The sequence below is a fragment of the Prauserella salsuginis genome (assembly GCF_024648885.1).
Taxonomy (GTDB): domain Bacteria; phylum Actinomycetota; class Actinomycetes; order Mycobacteriales; family Pseudonocardiaceae; genus Prauserella; species Prauserella salsuginis.
In genome coordinates, this window is sequence record NZ_JANBBF010000003.1 from 1 (window position 1) to 26,343 (window position 26,343).

Annotated in this window: 22 protein-coding genes; 6 read left to right on the forward strand and 16 right to left on the reverse strand. The window is 66.8% G+C overall.

Annotated features, from left to right (window positions below; translation table 11 throughout):
• A partial coding sequence (locus LY40_RS01300; protein WP_258935677.1) for an orotidine 5'-phosphate decarboxylase / HUMPS family protein occupies positions 1–456 on the reverse strand: 456 nt, incomplete at its 3' end.
• Positions 457–477: 21 nt separating this feature from the next.
• On the opposite strand from LY40_RS01300, the gene rpe reads away from it, so the two are divergent.
• A complete protein-coding gene (gene rpe / locus LY40_RS01305; protein WP_183785528.1) occupies positions 478–1,158 on the forward strand; it encodes a ribulose-phosphate 3-epimerase in 681 nt (226 codons plus the stop codon).
• A 149-nt stretch (positions 1,159–1,307) separates the two neighbouring features.
• On the opposite strand, the gene LY40_RS01310 is transcribed toward rpe, so the two are convergent.
• Positions 1,308–2,930, reverse strand: coding sequence for a DNA-binding protein (locus tag LY40_RS01310; RefSeq protein WP_258935678.1), 1,623 nt, complete (start codon positions 2,928–2,930; stop codon positions 1,308–1,310).
• A gap of 459 nt (positions 2,931–3,389) precedes the next feature.
• Between LY40_RS01310 and LY40_RS01315 the strand changes: the two genes are divergently transcribed.
• The 3 genes from LY40_RS01315 to LY40_RS01325 all read left to right on the forward strand — a co-directional run bounded on the left by LY40_RS01315 (position 3,390) and on the right by LY40_RS01325 (position 5,879).
• A complete protein-coding gene (locus tag LY40_RS01315; RefSeq protein ID WP_183783333.1) occupies positions 3,390–4,784 on the forward strand; it encodes a DNA-binding protein in 1,395 nt (464 codons plus the stop codon).
• A gap of 73 nt (positions 4,785–4,857) precedes the next feature.
• Positions 4,858–5,259 (forward strand): VOC family protein, encoded by a 402-nt coding sequence (locus tag LY40_RS01320; RefSeq protein ID WP_183783331.1) that lies wholly within the window; start codon positions 4,858–4,860, stop codon positions 5,257–5,259.
• 245 nt (positions 5,260–5,504) lie between these two features.
• Entirely contained in the window at positions 5,505–5,879 is a 375-nt protein-coding gene (locus LY40_RS01325; RefSeq protein ID WP_258935686.1) for a LytTR family transcriptional regulator DNA-binding domain-containing protein, read from the forward strand.
• Positions 5,880–6,244: 365 nt separating this feature from the next.
• Here the strand turns inward: LY40_RS01325 and LY40_RS01330 are convergent, their stop codons facing one another.
• The 5 genes from LY40_RS01330 to LY40_RS26650 all read right to left on the reverse strand — a co-directional run bounded on the left by LY40_RS01330 (position 6,245) and on the right by LY40_RS26650 (position 13,162).
• Complete coding sequence (locus LY40_RS01330; RefSeq protein ID WP_183783329.1) at positions 6,245–7,924, reverse strand: PQQ-dependent dehydrogenase, methanol/ethanol family; 1,680 nt, start codon at positions 7,922–7,924, stop codon at positions 6,245–6,247.
• Positions 7,925–7,941: 17 nt separating this feature from the next.
• Positions 7,942–8,397 (reverse strand): MSMEG_3727 family PQQ-associated protein, encoded by a 456-nt coding sequence (locus LY40_RS01335; RefSeq protein ID WP_183783328.1) that lies wholly within the window; start codon positions 8,395–8,397, stop codon positions 7,942–7,944.
• A 515-nt stretch (positions 8,398–8,912) separates the two neighbouring features.
• A complete protein-coding gene (locus LY40_RS01340) occupies positions 8,913–9,992 on the reverse strand; it encodes a sodium:calcium antiporter (protein ID WP_258935679.1) in 1,080 nt (359 codons plus the stop codon).
• 374 nt (positions 9,993–10,366) lie between these two features.
• A complete protein-coding gene (gene katG, locus LY40_RS01345; protein ID WP_183783326.1) occupies positions 10,367–12,601 on the reverse strand; it encodes a catalase/peroxidase HPI in 2,235 nt (744 codons plus the stop codon).
• Positions 12,602–13,087: 486 nt separating this feature from the next.
• Positions 13,088–13,162: a pyrroloquinoline quinone precursor peptide PqqA gene (locus LY40_RS26650; RefSeq protein ID WP_504965561.1), complete on the reverse strand. Its 75-nt coding sequence runs from the start codon at positions 13,160–13,162 to the stop codon at positions 13,088–13,090.
• Positions 13,163–13,951: 789 nt separating this feature from the next.
• Here LY40_RS26650 and LY40_RS01350 point away from each other — a divergent pair.
• Positions 13,952–14,419: a ribose-5-phosphate isomerase gene (locus tag LY40_RS01350; protein WP_183783325.1), complete on the forward strand. Its 468-nt coding sequence runs from the start codon at positions 13,952–13,954 to the stop codon at positions 14,417–14,419.
• A 51-nt stretch (positions 14,420–14,470) separates the two neighbouring features.
• On the opposite strand, the gene LY40_RS01355 is transcribed toward LY40_RS01350, so the two are convergent.
• The 9 genes from LY40_RS01355 to pqqB all read right to left on the reverse strand — a co-directional run bounded on the left by LY40_RS01355 (position 14,471) and on the right by pqqB (position 25,302).
• Positions 14,471–15,568, reverse strand: coding sequence for an HAD-IIA family hydrolase (locus LY40_RS01355; protein ID WP_258935680.1), 1,098 nt, complete (start codon positions 15,566–15,568; stop codon positions 14,471–14,473).
• 126 nt (positions 15,569–15,694) lie between these two features.
• Complete coding sequence (locus tag LY40_RS01360; protein ID WP_258935681.1) at positions 15,695–16,720, reverse strand: fructose-bisphosphatase class II; 1,026 nt, start codon at positions 16,718–16,720, stop codon at positions 15,695–15,697.
• A 150-nt stretch (positions 16,721–16,870) separates the two neighbouring features.
• The gene (locus tag LY40_RS01365) at positions 16,871–17,848 is read right to left on the reverse strand and encodes a class I fructose-bisphosphate aldolase (protein WP_183783322.1); all 978 of its coding nucleotides are present in this window, start codon (positions 17,846–17,848) and stop codon (positions 16,871–16,873) included.
• A gap of 61 nt (positions 17,849–17,909) precedes the next feature.
• A complete protein-coding gene (locus LY40_RS01370; RefSeq protein WP_258935682.1) occupies positions 17,910–18,950 on the reverse strand; it encodes a LysR family transcriptional regulator in 1,041 nt (346 codons plus the stop codon).
• 808 nt (positions 18,951–19,758) lie between these two features.
• Positions 19,759–22,317 (reverse strand): aminopeptidase N, encoded by a 2,559-nt coding sequence (gene pepN / locus LY40_RS01375; RefSeq protein WP_258935683.1) that lies wholly within the window; start codon positions 22,315–22,317, stop codon positions 19,759–19,761.
• Between the two features lie 3 nt (positions 22,318–22,320).
• Positions 22,321–23,442 carry a pyrroloquinoline quinone biosynthesis protein PqqE gene (gene pqqE / locus LY40_RS01380; RefSeq protein ID WP_183783318.1) on the reverse strand — a complete coding sequence of 374 codons (1,122 nt, stop codon included), beginning with the start codon at positions 23,440–23,442 and terminating at the stop codon, positions 22,321–22,323.
• Positions 23,439–23,711, reverse strand: a complete 273-nt coding sequence (pqqD, locus tag LY40_RS01385) for a pyrroloquinoline quinone biosynthesis peptide chaperone PqqD (RefSeq protein ID WP_183783316.1) — start codon at positions 23,709–23,711, stop codon at positions 23,439–23,441. The genes pqqE and pqqD overlap by 4 nt, the downstream gene beginning before the upstream one ends.
• A 2-nt stretch (positions 23,712–23,713) precedes the next feature.
• A complete protein-coding gene (gene pqqC, locus LY40_RS01390) occupies positions 23,714–24,406 on the reverse strand; it encodes a pyrroloquinoline-quinone synthase PqqC (protein WP_183783314.1) in 693 nt (230 codons plus the stop codon).
• Entirely contained in the window at positions 24,403–25,302 is a 900-nt protein-coding gene (gene pqqB, locus LY40_RS01395; RefSeq protein ID WP_258935684.1) for a pyrroloquinoline quinone biosynthesis protein PqqB, read from the reverse strand. The genes pqqC and pqqB overlap by 4 nt, the downstream gene beginning before the upstream one ends.
• A gap of 657 nt (positions 25,303–25,959) precedes the next feature.
• Between pqqB and LY40_RS01400 the strand changes: the two genes are divergently transcribed.
• A partial coding sequence (locus tag LY40_RS01400) for an orotidine 5'-phosphate decarboxylase / HUMPS family protein (protein ID WP_258935685.1) occupies positions 25,960–26,343 on the forward strand: 384 nt, incomplete at its 3' end.

Below are 26,343 nucleotides of genomic sequence, written 5' to 3' on the forward strand. Positions count from 1 at the left end.
GCCGTACTTGAGGCCCGCAGCCACCGCACCCCGCACCGTGTCGTCATCAGCCGTGCCCATCACCGTCACCAGATCCGCACCGGCCTCGAACGCCAACCCGGCCTCCAACTCACCCGCATCCGCAGTCTTCAAATCCGCGAACACCAACTTGTCCGGATGCGCCGCCTTCACCGCACTCACCGCACCGATACCCGCCGACTTCACCAACGGCGTACCCAACTCCAAAATGTCCACATGCTCAGACACCTGATACGCCAACGTCAACGCCGACGGCAAATCCACAACATCCAACGCCACCTGCAACCGCACAACAAACTCCTCACCGAAGAAACACAAAAACCGGACCCGCCAACAATCACCCACCACCCCGAAAAACAGCAACAACCAGCACATAAAAAACCCCAACCCCCCAATACACACAACCAATAACCACGCCCATGAAACACTGACTACCATCGAAACGTGGCTAATCATCCGTTGATCGCTCCATCCATTCTCTCCGCCGACTTCGCGCGGCTGGCCGACGAAGTGGCCGCCGTCCAAGGCCCCCCGGGCAGCGGGGCGGACTGGCTGCACGTCGATGTGATGGACGCGCATTTCGTGCCGAACCTGACCCTGGGACTTCCGGTCGTTAAGTCGCTGATGAAGAGCGCCGCCGTACCGCTGGACTGCCATCTGATGATCGAGAACCCGGACCGCTGGGCGATCGGTTACGCGGAATCAGGTGCTTACAACGTGACGGTCCACGTCGAGGCCGCGGACGATCCGGTCAAGCTGGCGCGGGATCTACGAGCCGCGGGTTCGAAAGCAGGGTTGGCGATCAAGCCGAACACCCCGCTGGAACCCTACGTCGACGTACTCAAGAGCTACGACACCCTGCTCGTGATGTCCGTCGAACCGGGTTTCGGCGGACAGAAGTTCATCGTCGACGTCCTCGACAAGGTGCGAACGGCACGAACGATGGTCGACACCGGGCATCTGAATCTCGTCGTGGAGATCGACGGCGGCATCAATGCCGACACGATCGAACAGGCGGCAGAGGCCGGTGTCGACTGCTTCGTGGCCGGTTCCGCCGTCTATGCGGCCGACGACCCGGCACGTGCCGTCGAGGGGCTGCGCAACCAGGTGCAGTCGCGGTCGTCACACAGTCGGCCCTAGTCCTCGTCCGGCCGGCGCCGGCGCACGCCTACGGCGCCGGCGCACGCTTACCTCTACGGGGCACCATCTCGGCCGGGGTTCCGCAGCACGTGCTGCGGAACCCCGGCCGAGATGTCTGCGGGGAGTGCCCGCTGTCACTCCCCGCCACTTCACACCCCGAGCATGCGCCGGAGATCCGGAGCGTGGCGCCGCGAGACGGGGACGAACTCGTGGGAACGCGCATCCGTGATGAGGAAAAGTTCCCCCTTGATCCCACGCTCGAGCTCAGCCACTCGCCGAAGGTTGACCAGGAAGCGCCGATGGACGCGGCGGAACCCGTGGGGCGCCAGTGCTCGCTCGACATTGTCCAAGCCGCGCGTCGACGCCTGGATCCTCCCTCGCTCCGTAACGAGCCACACGATATTGCGATCGGCCTCGGCGTAGCGGATCTCCGTCGGAGCGAGCAGCACCAGGCGGTCGTTGCGAATTCCGACCACGCGCTGCGGTATCGAGCCGGAGGCGGGTTCCGCCACACCCTCGTACGGTTCACCCTCCTGAATCCCGAAATAGCAAAGCATGCCGACGAGGCGGTCCGAATCGACGACGGGCCGGAAGGTCACCGGAGTTTCTTCTTCTTCCTCACCCACCGGCAGGCATGCATAGCCGCTCCACTCCGCCGGTTCACGTGCCCGCTCCTTTGCCCAACGGACCACATCGGACATTCCGGGGATGTCCGGGGTCCACCGTTGCGCCGGCTCGAGCGCGCCCGCCAGGACCGGACTCTCACTCGTCAACCCGAGCAGCGAGGCGGCGGATTCGTTGGCGGCGACCGCGTTGCCGCCGCGGTCCATCGCCATCACCGGAACACCGACCTCGCCGGACTTCTTGCTGAACTCCGACCACACCTTGTCGGTTTCAAACATGGCGCGCCGGTAGATCTCTTTCTCGACGCACTTCGCCGCTTTACTGAGCCACGACGGCGTCAGCGGCGAAAGCGACGCGTTCCAGCGCGAAATGTTGATCGACGCCACCGGTGCGGAGGTCACGACATCGCGAATGGAGATCCCTGCGCACGCCCAACTATGGAAGGCCTCGCACCAGTGTTCCGGGCCCGTCACGGTGACCGGACCGGCCACCTCGAGCGCGGTCCCCATGCCGTTCGTTCCGGTGCATTCTTCCGACCACGACGACCACGGGGCGAGGTTGTGCAACTCGGCCCTCCGCTGTGCGGCGGGGTCGCCCCACGATCCGAGGACGCGCCCATCACCGTCGGTCACGGTGACCACGGCGCCGTCCCGCTCCACTTCACTGCCTGCCAACGCGCCGAGGCCGCCGAGTGTCGTAAAAATGATGCTGTTGTCCAGTCGCTGAACGTCCTCGCATCGTGCGCCCGGTGCGACATCAAGGGATCGGTCGACCTCATACCGGTCCCGGCATCGATACCAGGACGCCAGAATCTCGGGCCGGACACCTGCTGCGACGTCTTCACCGGAGGCGAAGTTCTCCCAAGCACGAGCCACTTCCGCGGAGGAAGTGGCTTCAACAGGTTCGGCCGTTACGTGGTCGAGTTGGGGGCGCCGACTCGGTGCGATCGCCAGCGGTGGCAAGCCTCCAGCCATGATGACCTCCTTGTCATCCACCGCCGCGGACCACACAAAAAAGGGCCACGGCCCGTGACGGACGACACAGTCTAACGTCACCGAGTACGCAGCCTCAAGCACCGTGGAGTCCTTGCACTCTGTTGCGCGCTTCTGCATCAGTAGTTCGGGCGCGGCGATGGCGGTGTGTCCCACCACCGTCTCCTACGACCGGCCGGTCCAGTCGCGCTGTCGGCCGATCAGCCGAAACCGATTCACCGTTTGCTCGGCTGACACGCACGTTCGCTCCGGACGGCGGCCGAGATGCGGAGCACTACGGGACCGTGCCGGCTGCGTGCGGTGATGCCGGACAACCACCGCGCCGCACCCGTCGTTATCGCACCCCGGCTGCCAACTGCGGTTCCGTACCGCGAACCGTCCGTACGGGAACGTGCGCGAACCGCTGCCGAGCGAATGGCCACCGGTCAATGCCGCATCACGACCGCTCGTTGGATGTATTCCCACAGTCATCCCAGTCTGCTTGCCCTCGAATCGAGCGCCCGTTTAGCTTGCGTCGCGGAGGCGACGTGGCCCTGCCTCGAACACGGAGCGGTACACGCACGATGACCGAGTGCTCGTGCCGCCGGGTCAGCAACAGACCAAAGGCGGTCTTCGATGACAGAAGTAGGCTGGCACGATCCGACATCTCCCAGCGCCGACAGCGCAACGGTTTACAGCGCGTGGGAGCGGTTCGTGCGGGGCGAGGACGATCTCCGCGGTGTCCGCCCCGAGATCGCGATCTCATGGCACCGGTGTCGGGACCAGCACGGGGTCGACCCGCACCTCACCGAAGCCCCGGTGGCAGTCGCGCAGGTCGACCACGCCCTCCAACACGATGTGGTGATCGCCGAACTCGGGTTCCGTGCCGCTTCACTGGCACACGAGGTCGGCAACGTCGGCGGGATCGTGACCATCACCGACGGTTCCGGCCGGGTGTTGGCCCAATGGGGTGATCAGACCACGCGCAACGTCGCGGCCGACGCCAATCTTGCGCCGTGGTTCTGCTGGGCGGAGGGCGCTACCGGGACGAACGGCATGGGTACGGCGCTGTTGTCCTACACCCCGGTGCTGATCCGTGGCGCCGAGCACTGGTGCGAGGCGTTCCACGACTGGACCTGCGGCGGGGTGGCGATCCGGGACGTGGTGACCAGGGAGCCGGTCGCGACGCTCAACATCTCCTGCTGGCGTAGTGAGCTTCCCGGCACCGCGGGAACCTGGCTCGGCAATGTCGCCAAGATGACGCAGCGCATTCTGCGGCAGCGCGCTCAGGGCGACGGCGCCGAACTGATCGCCGCCTACAGTCAAGCCAGATCCGGCTCGAGAGTGCCGCTTGCGGCCGTAGATCCCGCGGGCAAGGTCGTACTCGCCGATGACACGGCCGCGGTCCTCCTCGGCATTCCTGGCTCCACGCCGGCGTCCGATCCCGCGGTGCGGTGGAAGCCGGAACTGCCGGAATTCATCGGCGCCGCCCAGTACGCCGCCAAGCAGGCGACGCACAATCGCGGCTGGGTCGGCTCCACCCAGATCTTCACCCGGCTCGCCAACGAACCGACATCGGTCACCTTCCGGCCGGTCTTCCTGTCCGGCCATCTGGTCGGGAACCTCGTCTCGTTCGGCCTGTCCGACGGCGATCCATTGCCCCGAGCGGCGGACGATGGGGCGACACGAACACAGCCGCAGCGCGTGGTCGGCACGCGCGAGAACCGCATGGTGCTGCTGCGCCTTCCCGAAGTCTCGTTCGCACGGTCCGACGGCAGCGACGTGTGGCTGTCGACGGACCAGGGACGGTTGCGTGCCGCGGCACCTGGACTCGATAAACTCGAGACCGAGCTGAGCGGTGCCGGTTTCCTGCGGGTGCACCGTCAGTACGTGGTCAACCTCAGTCGGATCCGCGAGGTCGAGCGCCGGATCAAAGGCGAACTGTGCCTCGTCATGGACGACGAGGCCAACACGATGGTGCCCGTTTCCCGCCGGAACACCCCGGCGGTGCGCCAACTGCTGGAAATCTGACACATCCCTGGCCGGGCCTGGAAGGCGCCGGTTCATCTCCGCGCCCGTGCACCCACGATAGAGGAGAGTTCGAATGGCTTTTCCCGGACTGCAGCATATCGCGATCACCGTCAGCGACCTGGAGCGCAGCACGAAATGGTATTCGGCACTGTTCGGTGCGGACCCCGTCCTCGACGAGGATGAAGAGGGCGGCAGGTTCCACCATGCCGTCTACGCCCTCGACGGAGGAACGTTGCTCGGCCTGCACACTCACCAGGGACGGGAGTCCGGTGATCGCTTCGTGGAGGAACGCACGGGCCTCGATCACATCGCCTTCGGCGTCGGCTCGCATGCCGACCTGGAGCGGTGGGCACAGAAGTTGACCGAGTTGGGCATTGCGCACGACGGCATCAAGAAAGCGCATTACGGCAGCGGAGTCTCTTTCCGGGACCCGGACAACATCGCCTTGGAGTTCTTTGCCGCGCCCGAGGGCTGAGCCGTACGGACCGACCGCAAGTGAGGCCTCGAGTGCCGAGCACACGGAGTGGGTAGCGAAACCCGAAACGGGATTTCGCTACCCCACAAGCATTTTCTTCAGCCCCGATACCGGTGCACGTCGCATACGCAATACGTCGGCCGATAAACGAGGCACCCGGGGTTGTCGACGCACGCGATACGAGGGCCGCAAGACACCGGGTCGGTGCGACGGGCACGATCGCCTGGTGTGTGGACCTCCCCGCAGTGAAGGCGACCCCCGACCACCTCGCCTCCGGGAACCGGGCGGCTGACGCCAGCGGTTTCCTGGCAGTGCACCGCCAGTACGTGGTCAACCTCAGCCGGATCCACGACATCGAGCACCGGATCAACGGCGAACTTCGCCTTGTCATGGACGACGAGGCCAACGGACGACACAGCGCTCCGGACGACACAGCGAAACCCGGTGATCCGGCCGTAGCGGGGTCACCGGATTCGAGCGCTCGTCAGCCTCGGAACTTGTGCACGTCGCACGCGCAGTACATGAGACCGCACGTGAAGCAGGCAGGCTTGCCGACGCATTGGATACAGGGACCGCACTGCACCGGCTCGTTGTGCCGAGCCAGATCGCCGGATTCGTAGGATTCTCCGCAGTAGGGGCACGGCAGTCGCTCGGTCCCGGCGCCCTGGGGTATCGACGACTGGTTCATCGGATCACCTGCTGTCGCTGTCGTTCGTTCCATGATCGAGGTTCGCCGGACGCTCCACTGCCGACGGCCGGCGGACGACCCACCGGTGCCGGCAGCACCACGGAGACTGCGCTGCCACGGCAAACCGGCACGGCCTCGCGCCATGCTGCCGACAAAGCGAAAGCACCCGCTCGGCGATCGAAACGCCACCGGGACGATTCGATCACCGAGCGGGTGAAAGGGCAACCGTCGGGCGGTCACCGCTGATCGTGCATCGCTGTCACTTCGAAGCCACGGTCACCTCGGTGACCGTCCGCGTCACAGCGAGAACGTGATCAGCGAGGCACCCTTGCCCTGACCGGACATGCCGGGGACGATGCCTTCGAGCCAGCCACCCCAGCCGACCGGCACCGTGATGTACTGCTTGCCATCAACGGTGTAGGTGCTCGGGCTGCTGTGGTGGCCGCTGCCGCACTGGAACTTCCAGAGTTCCTCACCGGTTTCGGCGTGCAGCGCCACGAACTCGCCTGTGGGCGTGCCCGCGAAGACGAGGTTGCCCGCCGTGCTCAACGTCGATGCGGCCATCGGCACGTTGAGCCGGTAACGCCACTTCTCCTCGCCGTGCGAGTCGAATGCGCTGACCGAACCAGCCATGTTGTCGACGTCGACCTCGACGGCGGCACCCCAGTAGGGCATGCCTTCCTTGAATTCGCGGCGACGTCGCGTAGCAGTGGCGCCCACGTCGGCGACCGGAACGTAGAACAGGTCGTGCTCCGGGTTGTACGACGCGTGAGTCCATTCCTTCGCACCGGCGGGGCCGGGGAAGAAGTGGCAGGGCTCGCCTTCCTTGTCCGGGTACTTGCGCGGCATGAACTTGCCGTCGCGCGTGATGGCACCCCAGTCGATCCGGTCCACGAACGGCGTCACGTGCTGCAGCTCGCCGTTGGTGCGGTCGAGGACGAACATGTACCCGTTCTTGTCGAAGTGGGCCAGCAGCTTCTTGCCGTCCCGCTCGAACAGGGTCATCTCCATGGTGGAGTCGTAGTCCCACAGATCGTGCGGCGTGAACTGGTAGTGCCACTTGATCTCGCCGGTGTCGACGTCCAGCGCGACCACGCTGTCACTGTAGAGGTTGTCGCCCGGCCGGACCTCGCCGTCGAAGTCCGGGGCCGGGTTACCGGTGCCCGCGTAGTAGAGGTTCAGTTCCGGGTCGAAGGTGCCCGTGACCCAGTGGTTCGCGCCGCCCCGCTGCCAGGCCTCGCCCTCTGCGGGCCAGGTCTCCGAACCGGGCTCGCCCGGCTTCGGCACGGTGTAGGTGCGCCAGCGCTGCTCACCCGTCTCCAGGTCCCAGCAGTCGATGTGGCCGCGAACGCCGAACTCACCGCCGGCCGAACCGGTGATGAGCGTGTCCTTGACGACCAGCGGTGCGAGCGAGGCACTCTCACCGGCACGCACGTCACCGATGGTCTTCTGCCACACCTTCTCGCCGGTGGTCGCGTCGAGCGCCAGCAGCTGGGCGTTCTGGGTGACCATGTAGACCTTGCCGTTGGCGACCGCGCAGCCGCGGTTGACGTTGGCGCAGCACAGCGTCACGTCGAAGGGCACCGCGTGCTTGTACCGCCACAGCTGCTCGCCGGTGACCGCGTCGAGGGCCCAGAGCAGACCGTCCCAGCCGGTGACGAACATGACGCCGTCGACGACCAGCGGGCAGGCCTCGAACGCGTAGGTCGACGTGGAGGCCATCATGCCGGTCGCGCTGGACTGATGGATCCACGCGACCTTCAGGTCCTTGACGTTCTCGACGTTGATCTGGTCGAGCAGGCTGTGACGCTTGCCGTCGTAGTCGCCGTAATAGGTGATCCAGTTGTGCGACTCGCTGCGCGCCTGGAGGATGCGGTCGTAATTGACACCGCGGGTCACGTCCGGAGCGACGTGCGGCATGCTGGAGAGCTGGCTGTGATTGATCGCCTCGCCGGCATCGACGTATTCGATGGTCATGATGGGTTCCTTACCTTTCAGGGGCGCGGCTGAGCGGGTCGGTCGAGCTTGGCTTCCGGCGGCACTTCGCCGCCCACGACGATGGCGGCGGTCAGGCCCCTGCCCTCGTCGTTACCGGCCGGCGAGCCGTACCAGTAGTAGCCGGGGCCGTCCAGCTCGAGCGTCGCGCGACCCTTCGAGTGGTTCAACAGACCGATGAACTTCCTGTCGCCGTTACTCGGCAGCAGGCAGGCGTGCGTGTTCTTGTCGTCGTTGATGATCGTCAGCTCGACGGTCCCCGCGTGCGGCAGTACCAACACCGACGGTTCCCACGCCAGAGCGTCTTCGGCGATCCGGATGGTCGCTTCCATCGTCCCGTCGGCCCGCTCGGTCGCCTTCGCGATCGAACCGGACCCGAGCACTGCACCGATGGTCGCCTTGTTCTGTCCGCCGATCTCGGCCAGGAGCGCCTCTCGGTCCTCGGCAATCGTCACCGGACTTCACCTCCTTGTGAGCATGGAATGACGTTGACTGACAGGTTTCGCGGAACATGCCAACTGGAGCGAAAGCACCGGGCTCACACGGAAACCCGCATATGCCCTCTTGCGCTGCGCGCCGCAGCAGAACCCGACGCCGCACCGCAATTACAGGTATCGCTCGCACTCGAATTTCGTTGCCGTGCCTGTAACGAGGTCGACGCTACACACGGGCACGTCTTTTCCATATCCCTTACCACCGACCGGCTCACTGCCGCCGTTCCCCGGCAAGGAGATACCGTTCGTGCGGACCGGCCCCGGCGGACGTCCGCACCGAGCGGGATTCGTTGTCACCGGCGCACCGTCCGACCCGCTCCGGACGTCACCAAGATGGACCACACACTCCGTGCAAGATGCACTGCGACACCACCACAAACCGAACTCGGTCATGTCCACAATGGATACTCCACGAGCACAACCGCCCGGCGCGCCACACGAGGCGCGCCGGGCGGTTACGGGGAACGCGATACCTGCTAGTCCATCTCCACCGGCACGATGCCCAGGAGGCCGAAGCAGACCGCCCAGTACACGACGTAGAGACTGAGCAACGTCACGCCGTGCCAGCGTCGTAGCTGCCCTGTGGACAGGAAGTACGCGGACAATCCGGTCAGCAGCAACAACGCCGGCATGTGCACGGTAAACACGCTCGAGTGCACCATGACACCACCTGCCAGCAGGATGATGCCGAGCTTGCCGGTCACCGAGAACACCACGCTGCCGATCACGTTGGCCACACCGATCTCCGGTGCACCACGCCGAGCAGGCTCCACCGTCAGGAAGATGTCCTCGATAGTGAGAACCAGCGTGGCGATCGTGGCACCGAAGAGGGTCGCCTCGAGTCCGTACTGCTCGAGGATTCCCTCGGTTCCCTCACCGGTGGCCCAGGCGCCCGCGACGATACCGACCAGAGCGAGGAGCGCCAGCGCCAGCCCGGCCCAACCGTTGAGCTTGCGCGCCTCCGAGAACGGCATCGCGTCCGAGAAGTCCTGCCCCTGCGTCGGATCCTTCGGCGGTTCCTGCGTCCGAGGGGGCGACACCAACGTCGCGGTGCCTCCGCCGCTCTCGCGTGCAGCCGCATAGGCCTCGTAGAGCTCGGCGTCCCGGAAGATCGGGCGTTCCCCGCGGGTCTCGCGCACCACCATGTAAGCCAGGAAGGCACCGAACACCAACACCAACACGATGCCGGTGATCGGATTCAGCGGGGTCAGCGCCACGAACCCGCATACCACCAGCGGCGAACAGGCGTACAGGATCAGATAAATACGTGGGATGTTGACCTTCGTCGGCACCAGCAGCGCGGCCAGCGCGAGCACCACGCCGGGCAGTGAGAGCGCGGTGCCGAACACCAGCCCCAGTGCCGCCCCGTCGAGGTCCTCCATGTTGAGCACGAGCCCGAGCGCGATGTCGTCGAACTCGATACCGGTGAAGACGATGGCGAGCAGGAACACCGATATTCGGAGTCCGGCGGCCACCCCCACGAGGTATCCGATCAGTTTCTCGGCGCTGTAGATGAGAATCGCAGCTCCGACGACGAAAAGGGCGATGGATTCCATGGCACCTCGAACTTCTTCGGTCTCGGCGGGACGGAACTCGCTCGCCAGCCGGCGAACGTTGTCCCACCTTGGCTCCGCCCCAGCGGACGGGCAACGCTCGAGGCACGGACGGGCGGCGCTGTGCAACAGGCGGAGGCCACACGGTAACGAGCGGCGGCGCCTCTTCGAACGCCCGATAGGCCGGAAACCCACTGCCGCAGCAGGCTCTCCACAGCTGCCACTCATGCCTGCGGACCACAGTATCGAACTCCGGGGCCTACGGCCGACTAGCGCAGCGTATCGCCCGAACGATCCAGCCATCCGGGTCATGCAACAGGAAACCAGCCGTGGGGCTCGGGTCGAACCCGGGCCCCACGGCTGGTCGATACGACGAATCAGCGAAGATCGAACCGGTCGAGTTCCATGACCTTCACCCATGCGGAGACGAAATCGCGAACGAATTTCGCGCTCGCATCCTCGCACGCGTAGACCTCGGAAAGCGCCCTCAGTTCGGAGTTCGACCCGAATAACAGGTCGACCCGGCTCGCGAACCATCTCACCTCACCGGTGTCGCGATCGCGGCCCTCGTAGTTCCCCGGTCCGCGCGCCTCCTGGCTCGGCACCCACTCGGTCCTCATGTCCAGCAGATTCACGAAGAAGTCGTTCGTCAGCACCCCCGGCACCGGTGTCAGCACGCCGACCCGGGAACCGCGGTGGTTGGCGCCGAGCACACGCAGTCCCCCGATCAGCACGGTCATCTCGGGCGGGCTCAGGGTCAGCAGATCCGCCCGCTCGACCACCGCGTGCTCCGGCGGCATGCGCAACTCCGGGCCCACGTAGTTCCGGAAACCGTCCGCCTTGGGCTGCAATACGCCGGACCATCCGACGTCGGTCCATTCCTGGGTCGCATCGGTGCGGCCCGGCCGGAACGGCACCTCGATCTCGTAGCCGCCTGCCGCGGCGGCGTATTCCACCGCGACACAACCTCCGAGCACGATCAGGTCGGCCAGGGAGATCCGCTTGTCTCCCCCGCAGGTGGCGTTGAACCGCTCCCGGACCGAATCCAGCACGTCCAGGACCACGCACAACTGCTCGGGCTCATTGACCGGCCAGGTGCATTGCGGTTCGAGGCGAATCCGCGCCCCGTTCGCCCCGCCGCGCTTGTCGGTGTCGCGGTATGTCGACGCCGAGGCCCATGCGGTTGTGACAAGCTGCTCCACCGTGAGACCGGATGCGAGTAGTTCACGTTTCAGGGCCGCGATGTCGTCGGCGTCCACGATTTCGTGGTCCGGCTCCGGAACCGGGTCCTGCCAGAGCAACCGCTCGTCCGGGACGAGTGGTCCCAGGTAACGCTGGACCGGCCCCATATCGAGGTGCGTCAGTTTGAACCATGCTCGCGCGAACGCATCCTCGAACTCGTCGGGATGTTCCAGGAAGCGCCGCGAGATCGGCTCATAGGCCGAATCCTCCTGCAGCGACAGGTCCGTGGTGAGCATGACCGGGTGGTGCTTCGTGTCCGGGTCATACGGATCCGGCACGGTATCCTCGCCTTGGCCATCGCTCGGAATCCACTGCCACAATCCGGCGGGACTGAGTTCAATGTCCCATTTGTACTCGAACAGCGTCTCGAAGAACGTGTGGTCCCAAGTGACGGGCGTGCGCGTCCACATTCCTTCGAGCCCGCTCGACGTGGTGTCCGGCCCCTTACCGGTGCCGTCCGAGTTGGCCCAGCCGAGGCCCTGCGCCTGGAGCGGCGCGGCCTCGGGTTCGGGGCCGAGTTCAAGGACCGGGTCCACGAGCCCGTGGGTCTTGCCGAACGTATGACCGCCGGCGATCAGCGCGACCGTTTCCTCGTCATCCATGCCCATCCGCTGGAACGTCTGCCGGATGTCGCGGGCCGCGAGCACCGGATCGGGGTTCGTGGCGGGACCCTGCGGATCGACGTAGATCAGCCCCATGTCGCTGGCGGCCAGGTCCTCGTCGAGGTCGCGGCGACCACTGTGCCGCTCATCGGCCAACCATTTGTGTTCCGGGCCCCAGTAGGCGTCGTCGGGCTCCCACACCTCGCCGCGACCGCCGCCGAAACCGAACGTCTTGAAGCCCATCGACTCCAGCGCCCGGTTACCCGCGAAGATCATCAGGTCCGCCCAGGAGATCTTGCGGCCATACTTCTGCTTCACCGGCCAGAGCAACCGGCGCGCCTTGTCCAGGTTGCGGTTGTCCGGCCAGCTGTTCAACGGAGCGAAGCGCTGCATTCCGGCCGCGGCCCCGCCCCTGCCGTCACTCATGCGGTAACTGCCCGCCGCGTGCCAGGCCATGCGCAACACCAGCGGCCCGTAGTGCCCGAAGTCGGCAGGCCACCAGTCCTGCGGGGTCGTCAGCACCTCGTCGACATCGCGCGCGAGCTCGTCCAGGTCCAGCGTGTTGAACTGCTCGGCGTAGTCGAAATCCGCGCCCAGCGGATCGTTCGAGGGCCCGTGTCGACGCAGTCTCGTCAGGTCGACGCGACAGGGCCACCAGTCATTGACGTTGCCACTCGCCGTCGGATGATTCCGCCGACGGTTCGGGCGCCCCTCGTTCAGAACCTTGTCGTACGTGCGGTACACGTGAGTGTCGGGATTCTCCGGCATTGGTGTCCTCCCACATCGCACCGAGCGCGAGCCGTCGCTCGCCTCGACACTGCGCACCGGGTGAACCGCGACCACACGAGCTCTCGGCCACCCGTGACCGCTTCGGTTCGACCTCGATGCGGGCTCGACCGAAAGCGGCTGCTACCTCAAAAGTACTGCGCTACCCACTGGTCAGCAGCAGGTCAGCGGAACAAGACCAGCGGTACCGACCGGCGACATGCCGCAGAGCAGGCTGGAAGACGCGGCGACCGCCCGCCCGATGACCGAATCCTGGGGGCATGCTCACCGTCGCAGCTCGCTTCCGCCGGATTCACCCGCCCACGTCCGTGGAACTCGCGAACAACCCGGCCGACATGTTGTGCAAGGCTCCTGTGCGGTGACTGTTCCGCACAGGAGCCTTGCACCCACGTAGCCGTGGTCATGGCGGGCCGTAGCCGCCCGCCATGACCACGCGAACTCGAGAACACGGTCAGTGCAGCTCGACCGTCAGCCCCGGTAGAAGTAGCCGGTGGCCTCAGCACACACCTCGACGACCGTGTATTCCGGCGTTTCCCACATCATATTTTCCTCCTCGTATTCGGCATACCCGTTAACCGGACAGCATGATCCGCCGGTCTCGAGGCCACCACCTCGAAACGTCACGGCTCGAACGAGCATCCGCGACCGCTCGGAGTTCCTGCAACAGAGATAGGACCAGTGGCCGGTAACCCGTGCCGAACGGCGGCTCGCGCGACACGATCGGAGTGACCGGCGTCACCAGCGGTGCACCGCCCGCCGTCCGGGTGATCACGACGCCCCAGGCGAGCCCCAGCCGCAGCGCACGTACCGCGGCGTTCAGACGGGGCTGGTTCGCCGCGCCCGACCGGCGTCCACGCGCGGCCACTACCAGGCTGAACCCGTTCGATCGTAGCCCGATCGGAGCAGTGCCGCACCGTCATCCGGGAAACGTCGACCCACGCGACAAGTCAGGACACGATTCCCCAGCACTCGCGACACGGAACCGGCCGAACACGCCCGCCGAGCGGCCGACGCCGGCGGCCAACGCTCCTCACCTCGCCCGCCGGCGGGATCGCGGTAGGCCGCGATCGCGACCGCCACGGCACCGCGATCGGCCACGACAGTGATCCGTTCTGGCACCGCGACCGGCTGTGGCACCGCGTTCGGCGATGCCCCCGGCAGGGCAACGTCAACGTCCACGGCCGGCCACGGCATCGGCGACGTGTCAATGCAGCGCGACCCCCGAGAAAAATCCATTCTTAAATTCTTCGAATTACTTCCCATAAGGTACTTAAATGACGCTCCGACGGAGGCCGATCCACTTTTCGACAGAGTTCGGATTAGACTCGGGTCGTGCGAATTTATCTTGGATCCGACCACGCCGGTCTCGAACTCAAGGAACATTTCGCGGTCCGGCTCTCCGGCCTCGGCTACGACGTCGTCGACGTTGGACCGGCCGTCTACGACGCCGAAGACGACTATCCCCCGTTCTGTGTCGAAGCGGCGCGGCGCGTCGTCGCCGACGAGGGCAGTCTCGGCCTCGTCATCGGCGGGTCCGGAAACGGGGAGCAGATCGCCGCGAACAAGGTGCCGGGTGCCCGCGCGGCGCTGGTGTGGAACGTGGAAACCGCCAGGCTGTCCCGCAAGCACAACAATGCGCTCCTGGCCGGCCTCGGCGCGCGGATGCACACGACCGCCGAGGCCGAGCACATCGTGGACGCCTTCCTCACCACCGCGTTCGAAGGCGGCCGTCACCAGCGCAGGATCGACCTGCTCTCGGACTACGAGCGCTCCGGCGAACCGCCCGCCCTGCCAGGGTGATCAAGCGTCCGGCCGGTGGCCCCCGACACCGCCGGCCGGACACCTCGCGGCTCACGGCGGCTGGACGAGTCCGAGCCGCCGTTCGATGCCTTCCCACGAGCCGGCGTCGTCGGAGACCGGCCGGCCCTCGTCACGTGCGGCCCACGCTGTGGCGACGACGGCCTGCAGCAGCGCACCGTTGCCGAGGCCGTTGCCGTTGCCGTTGCCAAGGCCGTTGCCGGAGCCCGGGTCGTCGGCACGCGGGATGAGGGGAACGCCGCCGGGCCCGAGTTCGAGCAGGTGAGCGGCAGACAGGCCGGGTACGGCCAGCGCCGGCGCGAGGAGACCGCCGACGTCGGCGGCGACGTACGTCGGACGCAGTGGCCGCTCGGCCAGCGCCAGGTCGCGAAGTCGGGAGGAACCGCTCAGCACGAACAGCGAGTCCAGGCCGGCCGCATTGGCGCCTTCGATGTCGGTGTGCAGCAGGTCCCCGCACACGAGGGTGTCCTGCGGTGCGCTGCCGAGCCTGGACCGTGCCAGGTCGAACAGGGCCCGCTGCGGCTTGCCGACGACGTTCGGCTCCGCGCTGGTCGCCGTCTGCACCAGGGCGACCAGCGCGCCGTTGCCGGGCGCTTTCCCGTACGGCGTCGGCAACGTGAGGTCGAGGTTCGTGGCCACCCAGGTGGCTCCGCCCTCGACGACGCGGCCCACAGCGGCCAATTCGGTCCAGGTGATGTCGATTCCCAGTCCCTGTACGACGGCCTCGACGGGCGCGTCCTCCAGCTCGGCGACGCGGACCGGGGTCAGTCCCGCTTCGGCAAGGGCGTGAGCGACTCCCGGTCCTCCCACGGCATACACACGCCCTCCTCGCGCCAGGCGCTGTGCCAGATAGGCGGCCGCCGCCTGCGAGCTGTTGACCACCGACCATCCGCCGGGTGCCAGGCCGATTCCGCGGAGATGATCGCCGACACCCTCGGGTGACCGGGAGGCGTTGTTGGTCGCGAACACAACGGGCACACCGTCAGCCGTCAACCGGGTCACGGTTTCCACCGCGTGGGGGACCGCCGCGGCACCGCGATAGACGACACCGTCGAGATCACAGATCAGGCCGCGGTAGCGAGCGATGAGCGGCTCGGCCAGGCCCGACACGGTGGCGATCTCTTTCGTCATGCGTATCAGCACTCCTCGTGGGTGCGGCCGGTCGGCACCGGCCTGACCGTCGCGGCCGGACCACCCGGGAGACCACGGGCGGGCCGCTCCGGCGGTACCGGCGTCGCGCTTCCTGCGGTTCCGGCCTCAGCCGACCGCCTGGTGCTCCGACCGGACCGACCGCACGATGCCCGGGGTCGAACACATCACCGTCGACTCGGTCGTCGTGCGGTCCGGGTAATGACCGACGCCGCGCAACAGCTCGTTGCTGGTCACGCCGGTGGCGCAGAACAGGATTCGCCCGCCCCGCACCAGATCCTCGGTGCGGAGAACGCGATCGGCATCGCGGCGCACACTCTCCCGCCGGTCGGCTCCTTCGGGCCGGAGTAGGGCCTGCAGCGAACCGCCCATGCAGGTCAGGGCGGCAGCGGCGAGTACGCCTTCCTCGCCACCTCCGGTGCCCAGCAGCACGTCGATCGGGCTGTCGGGATGGGCTGCAGCGACGGCTCCCGCCACCTCGCCGCCCTCGACCAGGTGAACCCGCGCACCCGCCTCCCGGATGTCGCGCACCAGGTCCCGATGCCGGGGCCGGTTGAGCACGGCAACCGTCACGTCCGACGGAGTGCAACCCTTGACGGCCGCGATCGCGCGCAGGTTCTCCGCCACCGGCCGGTGGATGTCGACGACGTCGGCGTGGTCGGCGCCGACCACCAACTTCTGCATAGGCACGGCCGGTGGCGGGTCGTACATCGCGCCGCGCTCGGCCACGGCGATCGCCGTAATCGCGTGCGGCACGTCCCTGGCCGTCGACAGGGCGGCCTCGCCCACGGAGACGCCGACATCGCACGCAGGGCCGGTGCCGTCACCGATGACGGCTCCCTTCGACAGCGCAGGTGCACCGTCCGTCCGCTGCGAGCCGAGCACGACGACTCCCCGCATCGGCACCGGCAGGATGTACTCGTGCATGGCCGCCAAGGCCGCCGCCCCGCCCGCGTCGTCGTCGCCGTGCCCGACCCACCTGCCCGCCGCGATCGCGGCCGCCTCGGTCACCCGGACCAGTTCGAGCGCGAGCGTGTGATCGGGCCCGTCGGTGCCGTCCGACAGGATCGGTCCCAGCTCTGGCGAACGGGCGCGGCCGGAACGTGCGCGTATGTCCCACTGCTGACTTCTCATCGACACCCATCCACTCGGGCCGGCGACGGCGCGTGCCGGGTCACCAGCCTGCGCGCCGGTTGCGCCTCTCCGGCCGGGACCGCAGAAGCACGGTTGACCGGATCGGGAACCGCGTCACCGATCCGGTCAACCGTTTGTCACGTCAGGAGGTCAGCGCGCCGACGCGTTCGCGACGGCTCGCTCGGAGAGCGCCTGCTGCGCGGCCGCCTCGTTCCCGTTGACTCCTCGCCACGCCTCCAGCGCGGGGCCGACGAGCGCCCTGCCGAACGAGTAGGTGAGCTCCCAGGGAAGCGAATCCAGGTTCTGCATCGCCGCGAGGTTCTGCGTCGCGACCTCGGGGCGCTGCCCACCGGACAGGAACGCGATGCCCGGCACGGAGGCCGGCACGGAGGCCCGCAGCGCGTCCACGGTGGCCTTGGCGACCTCCTCGACCGACGGCTGTTTCAGGCTCTCCGACCCGGCGACGACCATGTTCGGCTTCAGGACGATGCCGTCGAGCTGCACCTGCATCAGGTCGAGCTCGTCGAACACCCGCTCCAGCACCGAGGTCGTCACCTCCTGGCACTTCGACAGCGAGTGCGCACCGTCCATCAGCACCTCGGGCTCCACGATCGGAACCAGGCCGCCCTCCTGGCAGAGACCGGCGTACCGCGCCAGGCCGTGCGCATTCGCACGCACCGCACGGTCCGTCGGCTGGTCGTCGCCGATGTTGATGACCGCGCGCCACTTGGCGAACGTCGCACCGAGGCGCACGTACTCCTCGATCCGCTCCCGAAGCCCGTCGAGGCCCTCGGTCACCTTCTCCCCCGGGGCGCCGGCCAACGCCTTCGCACCCGTGTCGACCTTGATCCCGGCGAGAATTCCGATGTCCCCGAGATACTCCGGGAACGTGCGCCCGTTGGACAGGCTCTGATGGAATGTCTCGTCGGCGAGGATGATGCCGCTGATCGACTCGGCGAGCTGCGGGGTCGTGACGATCAGCTCGCGGTACAAGCGGCGATTCTCCGCCGTCGCCTCGACTCCGACCTGCTCGAGTCGCGAGGACATGGTCCCGATACTCTCGTCGGCGGCAAGGATCCCGCGCCTGTTGGAGACGAGCGTACGCGCGATCTTGTTCAGAACTGACATTGAGCTTTGATCCTCCTGGCTTGGTGCCGAGAGTTCGGCAGGTTCACGAGTTGTTCGGCGTTCAGGTCATCGTTTCCATGGACTGCGAACGTAAGAACATGGTTCTTGCGGCATCTGCCTCCGCGATCACGTTGCTCCCGAGCTCCGAAACGCCGTCGACAGGCCGTAACGGGCTTCCCTTCTTCGCGGCGATCTCGACGAGCTCACGGGCATAGCCGGGCAGCGGCCGGGTCTTGCTCCACACCGCGTGAATGGGCTTCGCCGGCATGTCCCGATCGAGGGGCACCCAGTGCAACCGGCCGTCCGCGAGCTCGGACCTCACGGTGGAGACGTTCAGCACCGCCGCACGCTGACCGGCCGCGATCGCATGCTTGATCGCCCCGTTCGAGGGGAATTCGAGATAGTTCCGCGGGCCTCGTGCGGCCCCCAGCAGTTCCTCGGTGAACTCGCGGATGGCCGAGCCCCGCTCACGGACGACGAGCTGAGCGTCCGCCAGCTCCTGCACCGCCGCGGGACCGGGCCGGGTGGCCCACGGATGGCCCGACCCGACCACGACGGCCAGCCTGTCGTCACAGATGTACTGGGTGATCAGGTCTTCGCGGGACTGCTTCGGCACGAGCCCGCCGGCCTCACACCAACCGTCGATGAAGGCGAGGTCGACATGGTTCGCATGGACCAGCTGGCGGAGCGTGTCGACCTTGCCGGTCTGCACTTCGACCCGCACGTCGCCGAACGCCGCACCACCGCGGCTCAGCCATTCGGGAATCAGGTTCTCCGAGATACCCGGGCTGCTCGCGAGCCTCAGACGTTTCGTCTCCGAAAGCGACGATCCGGAGCCGAACTCGAGCAGCTCGCGCGCGGCGTACATCACGTTGCGGGCGTACTCGGCCAGAGTCTTGCCGTCCTCGGTCAGCTTGGAACCGGTCGGCGAACGTTCCAGCAGCCGGATCCCGAGGCGCCGTTCCATGGCGCTGAGCCGGATGCTGGCAGCCGGCTGCGACAAGCTGTGCGCTTGAGCCGCCTTTCCGACGCTGCCGTAGTCCTCGACCGACAGCAGCAGATCCAGGTCGGCGAGCTGCGGCATCTTCGACGGGAGAACCACGATTTCACCTCTCGTTCCATCGGACGTCGCGGACGCCACCTTCGGCCGGGCCGCTCGGCACGCGACGTGCACACCGGCCGTCCTGCGACACTTGTCGAACACCGAACATCGGTTGCTGGCGAGTTCACCCAACTCCCGGCGAGCAAGCCTCGCACCACGTCTTCTCGGTGTCGCGGTTTCCGTGTCGCAGCACGTGCATCCGCGACGGTCCCCGGCGTCCATCCGTTCGTTCCACCGCCTGCAGTTGTCGGTGACACCTGCGCTGCGAGACGTGCCAAGAGCGTGCACGGGCTCCGAACACACCGTCAATCAGTTGTGCACGAACGCGCCGCGTGCAGACACGAACGGCGGGAAGCCGGTTACCTACGGGGCGCCGCACATGCCGGGCGGTTCCGCCGAACCCCGTTCCTCGAGGACTCCGCAACCAGGTTTCCACCCGGCCGAGACGTCCCTCCTAACGCACCAGAGTCCCGGGTTTCCCGACCGCTCCCCGGAACTCGTTCAGCCCGGAACGACCGGAAAACCCCGCAGGTGTGCGGAGAATCGTTTTCTCCCGAAGCAAGGGGAGCACGGCCGTGTGCTTCCCTCCGTCACCGCGACGCAGCCATTCGTCCTCGGCCTGATTCCGCTCGTCGCACACCGGTCGCCAACGGCCGGCCGCCTGCACGAGAGTGTGCGACAACAGGAATCCCCTTCGAGAACGTCGAATCACCCGAGCGGTCGCCGCACCGGTTCCCGGCCACGCAACCCGGCCGGGTAGACGTTCCGTCCGATCGGATCGGACTTACGCCGTCCGACCGGGTTCCGGTCAGTCCTGTGCGTCCGCCGCGTCGCACGCGCGCGCCGCCCGGATGGTGAGCAGCTCGGCACGTTCCTCCCGGACAACCTTCAGTACGCTCTCCGGAAGCGGCTTGCGTGCGAGAAACCGGTCCGTTTCGTCGAGCACGGACTGCTCGATGTCGGTGAAGCAGGGATACAGCGCGCGTGCGAATGCCGACAGGAACTCGGTCTCGGCGGTGCCGGCCATGTATTCAAGAGCCTGCCAGTAGCGATCCGCGAACGGCGTGAGCAACGTTTCCTGTCCCGGCTGCCGTAGCCCTGCCATGATCGCCTGCCGCTCCGCCAGCGAGTGGTCCCCGCTGAACAATCGTGTCCATGCCTTTTCCTTGGCGGCGGGTGAGGGCCATGCCGCCTCTGCCGTCAAGGCGTTCCGGCGACCGTAGTCACCGGGGTCGGCCTCCATCGCGATGTCGACCAGGTCGTCGATGTCGCCTCCGGTCTCGGCGAGCCGGAGCAACGCCCGCCACCGCAGATCCCGATCGGCCTCCAGGCCAGCCCACGGGGGCCGGCCACACACGATGTCGCCGAGGAGGCCGTGATCGTCAGACCGAACGACACCCACCAGGGCCCGGGCGAACGCCAACTGGCGGTCGCTCCCTCCGGCGGCACACACCAGGTGTTCCCGCAGGCTGCGCGCCAGCACCTCGAGCGTGTCCCGCCCGGTGGCCGGGTCCCCGTACACCCGTAGCGCGCGCGACGCCCGTTCCAGGAGAGCCTCGAGGATACCGACGTCGGTCTCCCGCGTTCCGTGCGCGAGAACGGCCGAGGCGTAACTCCGCGCCGACAGGAGGGCGTCCTGGACCTCGTCCCACAACGCTCCCCACATGACCGCGCGTGCTCGCGGATCGTCCACTGCGGACAGACTACGGAGCGCCGCGCGTCGCGAGCGAGAGTCCAATCTGGTCTTCACATGACTCACGGCATCGGCGTTCGGCAGCAGCAGGTCCGGTGCCGGGCCGTCGAACTCCGCCAGAACGTGCTCGCATTCGGGAGGACCGAGCGATACGTGCACGGGCGTCCGCGGCACCAATGCGGAGTCCCGATAGTCGAACGCGGCGATCCGGAGCGTCAGATGACGCGGATCGACACCCGGGTCCGACTGCTGCACCACCCGGTCGCCGCCGTCACCGCGGCACACTTCGACCGTGTTGACGCCGGGACGCAACAGCCATTCGTCCACCCACCGGTCGAGATCCTCGTCCGACACCCGCCGCAGCGCCGCCACGAAGTCATCGAGGCCGGCATTACCCCACGCGTGCGTCTGCAAGTACGCCCGCATCCCCACGACAAAGTTCTCCCATCCGACCCGTTCGGCGAGGTCGCGGAGCACCGCCGCGCCTCGCCGATAGACGATCGGGCCGAAGTTCGACCGCGCCGCGTCGGTGTCGGCGGTGCCGACCCGAATCGCGTGCCTGGTGGGAAGTTGGTCGGCGCGGCGTGCCAACGGCATGTCGTGGTGCGCGAACGACGTCCAACCCTCACCGTACGCCGTCGCTTCCGGCTGGGCGACGACCGCGAGCATCGTCGCGAACGCCTCGTTCAGCCACAGGTCGTCCCACCAGCGCATCGTCACGTAGTCGCCGAACCACATGTGCGCCATCTCGTGCGTCAGGAGCGAGGCCCGCCGTCGTCTCGCGTCCTCGGTGACCCGGTTCCGGAACAGGAACCGCTCGTTGAGCGTCACACAGCCCGGGTGCTCCATTCCGCCGAACGCATACTCCGGCGCAAAGACGTGGTCGTACTTGGCGAACTGGTACGGCAGATCGAACAGCCCGCCGTAGAAGTCGAGGCCACGGCGGATCACGTCGAACACCTCGGGTGCTTCGGCGGTGAGTTCGTCGTAGAGCGAGGGGCGCGCGTACAACGCCAGGGGCACGTCACGATGCCGGGAACGCAGCACCCGGAACGGACCCGCAGCAAACGCCACCAGGTAGGTCGGCAACGGCGGCATCCGTTCGAACCGCCACGTCGACCGGTCGCCGCCTTCCACCGTCGGCGACTCCACGGGGTCGGTGTTGGAGACGACCACCCAGGACGGGTCGACCGTGAGCGTCAGGTCGACCGTCGCCTTCAGATCGGGCTGATCGAAGCACGCGAACACGGTGTGCGCCGCGAACGGCTCGAACTTCGTGTGCACGTAGACGTTGCCGTCGAGCGGGTCCCGGAAACGATGCAGGCCCTCACCCGTGTGCGAATAGGACGCGGAACCGGACACGCGTACCGAGTTCCAGCCTTCGCGCACGTCCAGCCGGACGCGCCGGCCGTCGTGGGCGTCCGGGCCGGATCGGTGGCCGTTGCAGTCGACCGACTCGACCTCACCGGTGAAATCGAGCTCGAGCCGCGCGCCCCCGGAGCTCGAGTGGAAGCCGACGACCGTCGTTGTCGCGAATGTCCGGTCGCCCACGGTGAGGTCGAGCTCGACTGCGTAGTGCACATCGGAAATCACGGCCGAACGCGCCACGGCTTCGTCATGCGTCAGCGCACTCCTCGCCGCGACACCGGCAGCGGTGTCGGCATCGCCTCCCATGCTTCACGACCTCCGTGCCGACACGGTCGGCCTACGATAGACCAGCTGTTCCCGGTCCGTATCCGGATCCGCACCGTCGCCACCGTTGGCGCGGTCGAGCGCGTCCTGCACCAGGTGATGGTCGGACGAATGGATGCACACCGGATCGGTACGTCCGGCATCACCGGTCAGAGCGAAGGCCTGGCACCGGCAGCCACCGAAGTCCAGTTCCTTCCTGGAGCAGCTACGGCACGGGTCGGGCATCCAGTCAGTTCCCCGGAACGCCTGAAACGCGGGAGACTCCGCCCAGATCCACTTCAGATCATGGTCGCGGACCGAGGCGAACTCCATCGTGGTGATCTCCTCGGCCACGGGACACGGATACACGCGCCCGTCCGGCGCGACGGTCAACGCCGTCTGCGCCCACCCGCCCATGCACGGCTTCGGGTAGGGCTCGTAGTAGTCCGGCAGGATCCAGAGAAGCTCCATCCGCTCCGCGAGTTCGGCCTTCCTGCGCTCGTACACGGCGACCGCCTCGTCCAGCTGGGTCTTGCTCGGCAGCAGCAGCTCACGGTTACGCAGCGCCCAGCCGTAGTACTGGGTGTTCGCGAGCTCGAGTCGCTCGGCGCCCCACGACACACAGACATCGATGATCGCGTCCAGCCGGTCGAGGTTCACCCGGTGCAGGACCACGTTCATGTTCAGCGGCAGTCCGGCATCGCGGATGATGCGCGCGGCGGCCTCCTTCTTGTCGAACCGTTTGCTCGCCGCGACGAGGTTCGTCGACTCGGCCGTATCACCCTGGATGCTCAGCTGTGCACTGTTGAGCCCCGCCGAGACGAGCGACTCGGCACGGCGCTCGGTGAGCCCGAGGCCGCTCGTGATCAGATTCGTGTACAGCCCGAGCCCGCGACACTCGGCGACCAGTGTCTCCAGGTCGCCGCGCACGAGAGGCTCTCCTCCGGAGAAGTGGACCTGCAGCACGCCGAGCTCGGCCGCCTGCCTGATCGCCCGCAGCCAGTCGTCGGTGGTGAGCTCGTCGCTTCGTTCGAACAACTCCACGGGGTTCGAACAATAGACACAGTGCAGCGGGCACTGGTGCGTAACCTCGGCCAGCAGGCCGAACGGTTGCGGTATCCCGGTCATGTGACCACCCAGCCTCGTCCTCGTGCGTCCTTGAGGAAAGTCATGACGTCGTTCAACAGGTCGGTCGCCTCGAAATCCTGCTCGAGCTGCTCCACCACCTGCTGCACGGTCCGGTTGCCATCGCAGAGTCCGAGGATCGCCGCCCCGGACTTGTTCAGGAGCACGACTCGCTCCGGCAGCAGCAACAGCTCCACGTCGCGGACGTTGTCGTGTCTGAGCATCGCCTTGCTGGCCAGCCGAGGTTTGTCCGTCAGTTCGCTCTCGTCCATGATCAGCTCTTGCTGTACTCGAGTTGTACGGCGTCCAGCAGACTCCACAGCACGTCGCACTTGAACTCGAGTGCTCGCATGCAGGCGTCCTGCTGCTCCCTCGACGTCGCGTTCTCGATCACCAGCTCGAGCAGGTGCGCGATGTCCTTGGGCTGCTGGGTGAGCCGTGCCCGGAAGTACTCCAAGCCGTCCGACGCGATCCACGGATAGTGCCGCTCCACGTCGGAGATCCGCTTGCTGAGCAGGTCGGGCGCGAACAGTTCGGTCAACGCCGACGCCACGGACTCCAGCCACGGCTTCCGGCGGCAGAAATCCACGTAGGCGTCCACGGCGAATCGCACGCCGGGCAGCACCGATTCACCGTCGAGCAGTTCCTGCCTGGCCAGGCCGACGGCTTCGCCGAGCCGGATCCACTTCTCGATCCCGCCCTCGTCGCCGGTGCGGCCGTCGTGGTCGATGATGCGCTGGATCCACCGCCGCCGGTCGTCCCGGCCCGGCAACTTGGTCAGGATGAACGCATCCTTCACCGGTAGGTTCACCTGGTAGTAGAAACGGTTTCGCACCCATCCTCGAAACTCCTCTTCGGACAGAGTGCCCCCATGCATGCGTTCGTTGAACGGGTGCAGATGGTGATACCGCTGCTCCCCGATCGCGCGTAGCTCCGCCTCGAATTCCTCAGCCGATCGAGCCTTCATACTTCCACCTCCAGGCCTGCTCGACCGACCTCGATACCCAGGTCCGTCAGCCAGCGCCGCTCTGTCGAATCCTCGTCGAGAACCGGGTTCGTGTTGTTGATGTGGGTGTAGATCTTCCGCCGTGCGGGCAGGGCCGCCAGTCTGCGAGCCGACCCGTCGTCCCCGCTCACCGGCATGTGCCCCATGGAGCGCCCCGTCCTGCCGCCCGCGCCCCGGCAGGACATCTCGTCGTCGGTCCAGAACGTGCCGTCCACGAAGACGCAGTCAGCCGACTCGACCTCCTCGGCGAAGCTCTCGTCCCACCGAGGCAGCGTCGGCGCGTAGACGGCGGTCCCGCCCGTCACGGTGTCCTCCAACCGGTAGCCCACCTCCCAGTCCGACGGGCCGCGCGACGGCGATTCCCCGACGTACCGGGGCGCCTTGGACCCGGTCACGAAGGCGGTGGCACGGAGCCGATCGTCCAGTGCGATCGGCTCGCCGATGCCGACCAGCGACCAGGACAGCTCGGCGTAATCGCCGAGCAGCTCCCTGATCGGGAAGTTCCCGCGCAACGCCTCCAGCACGGGATAGGTGCCGTACACCGTCAACGACGACCCCTCGCGCAGCATCAGGAGGCCGATGGTGTGATCGAATTCCGCGTCGGTAAGCAGCACACCGGCCACCGGGGTGTCCCGCACTCCGGGGCCCGGGTGCAACGCCGGATCCGCCGCTATCTGATGATGGACGTCCGGTGTCGCGTTGAGCAGAAACCACCGGTCGCCGTCGCCGGACACCGCGATCCCGGCGTGTTTCGTCGCGAGTTCAGGCTTGGCGCGCGCCTTGCGGCACCCTTCGCAGGCACAGTTCCATTGCGGATAACCTCCGCCTGCCGCAGCTCCGAGACAATGAATAAACACGACGCGAGAACAATCCTTCACAGACGGCGGCGACGATGGCGGGTCGGAACAAGAGCCCCGGTGTCAGCTGATTCGGAAGCGTGTCGCTTCATGGCGTCCTCCCTCGCATTCGACCACCGACGATGGCCGCAGAATGCAGGCGTCTTCGCCGGCGGAGGGTCGAGGCAGGGCGATCATCCGGAATCGTCGCACTGCGCTCGGCTTGTCGTCTCCCAGCTTCTTCCTCCTGGCCCGGCCTGGCAACGGATCAGGCATGACCGGAGACGAATCGCTGACGAACGGTGGGCAGGCCGTCACGGACGGGCCGCGCCGGCAGGTGGAGCGATCACGGCGGCGCCGCCGGAGGCGGAGACCCCGACACTCGGCCGTTTCGCGACCCGTTGACCAGCATCTATTCGAACGGAACAACAACGGGCCGAGCGGCCGTCCCGAGCGCGTCGACGATGTACCGGCAGCGGGAACCGCCACGAAGTGGTCCGCACGACCCGGCACGGAGGCGGGTGCGGCCGAAACACATCGACCGCACCCGCCGGTACCCGGCAGTACCACACGCCGCCATCGGACGCGGGTTCCAGTCTGTTCCGAGCGACCGTGTCAACGGAATCAGAACGGTTATTGGTTGTGTGTATTGGGGGGTTGGGGTTTTTTATGTGCTGGTTGTTGCTGTTTTTCGGGGTGGTGGGTGATTGTTGGCGGGTCCGGTTTTTGTGTTTCTTCGGTGAGGAGTTTGTTGTGCGGTTGCAGGTGGCGTTGGATGTTGTGGATTTGCCGTCGGCGTTGACGTTGGCGTATCAGGTGTCTGAGCATGTGGACATTTTGGAGTTGGGTACGCCGTTGGTGAAGTCGGCGGGTATCGGTGCGGTGAGTGCGGTGAAGGCGGCGCATCCGGACAAGTTGGTGTTCGCGGATTTGAAGACTGCGGATGCGGGTGAGTTGGAGGCCGGGTTGGCGTTCGAGGCCGGTGCGGATCTGGTGACGGTGATGGGCACGGCTGATGACGACACGGTGCGGGGTGCGGTGGCTGCGGGCCTCAAGTACGGC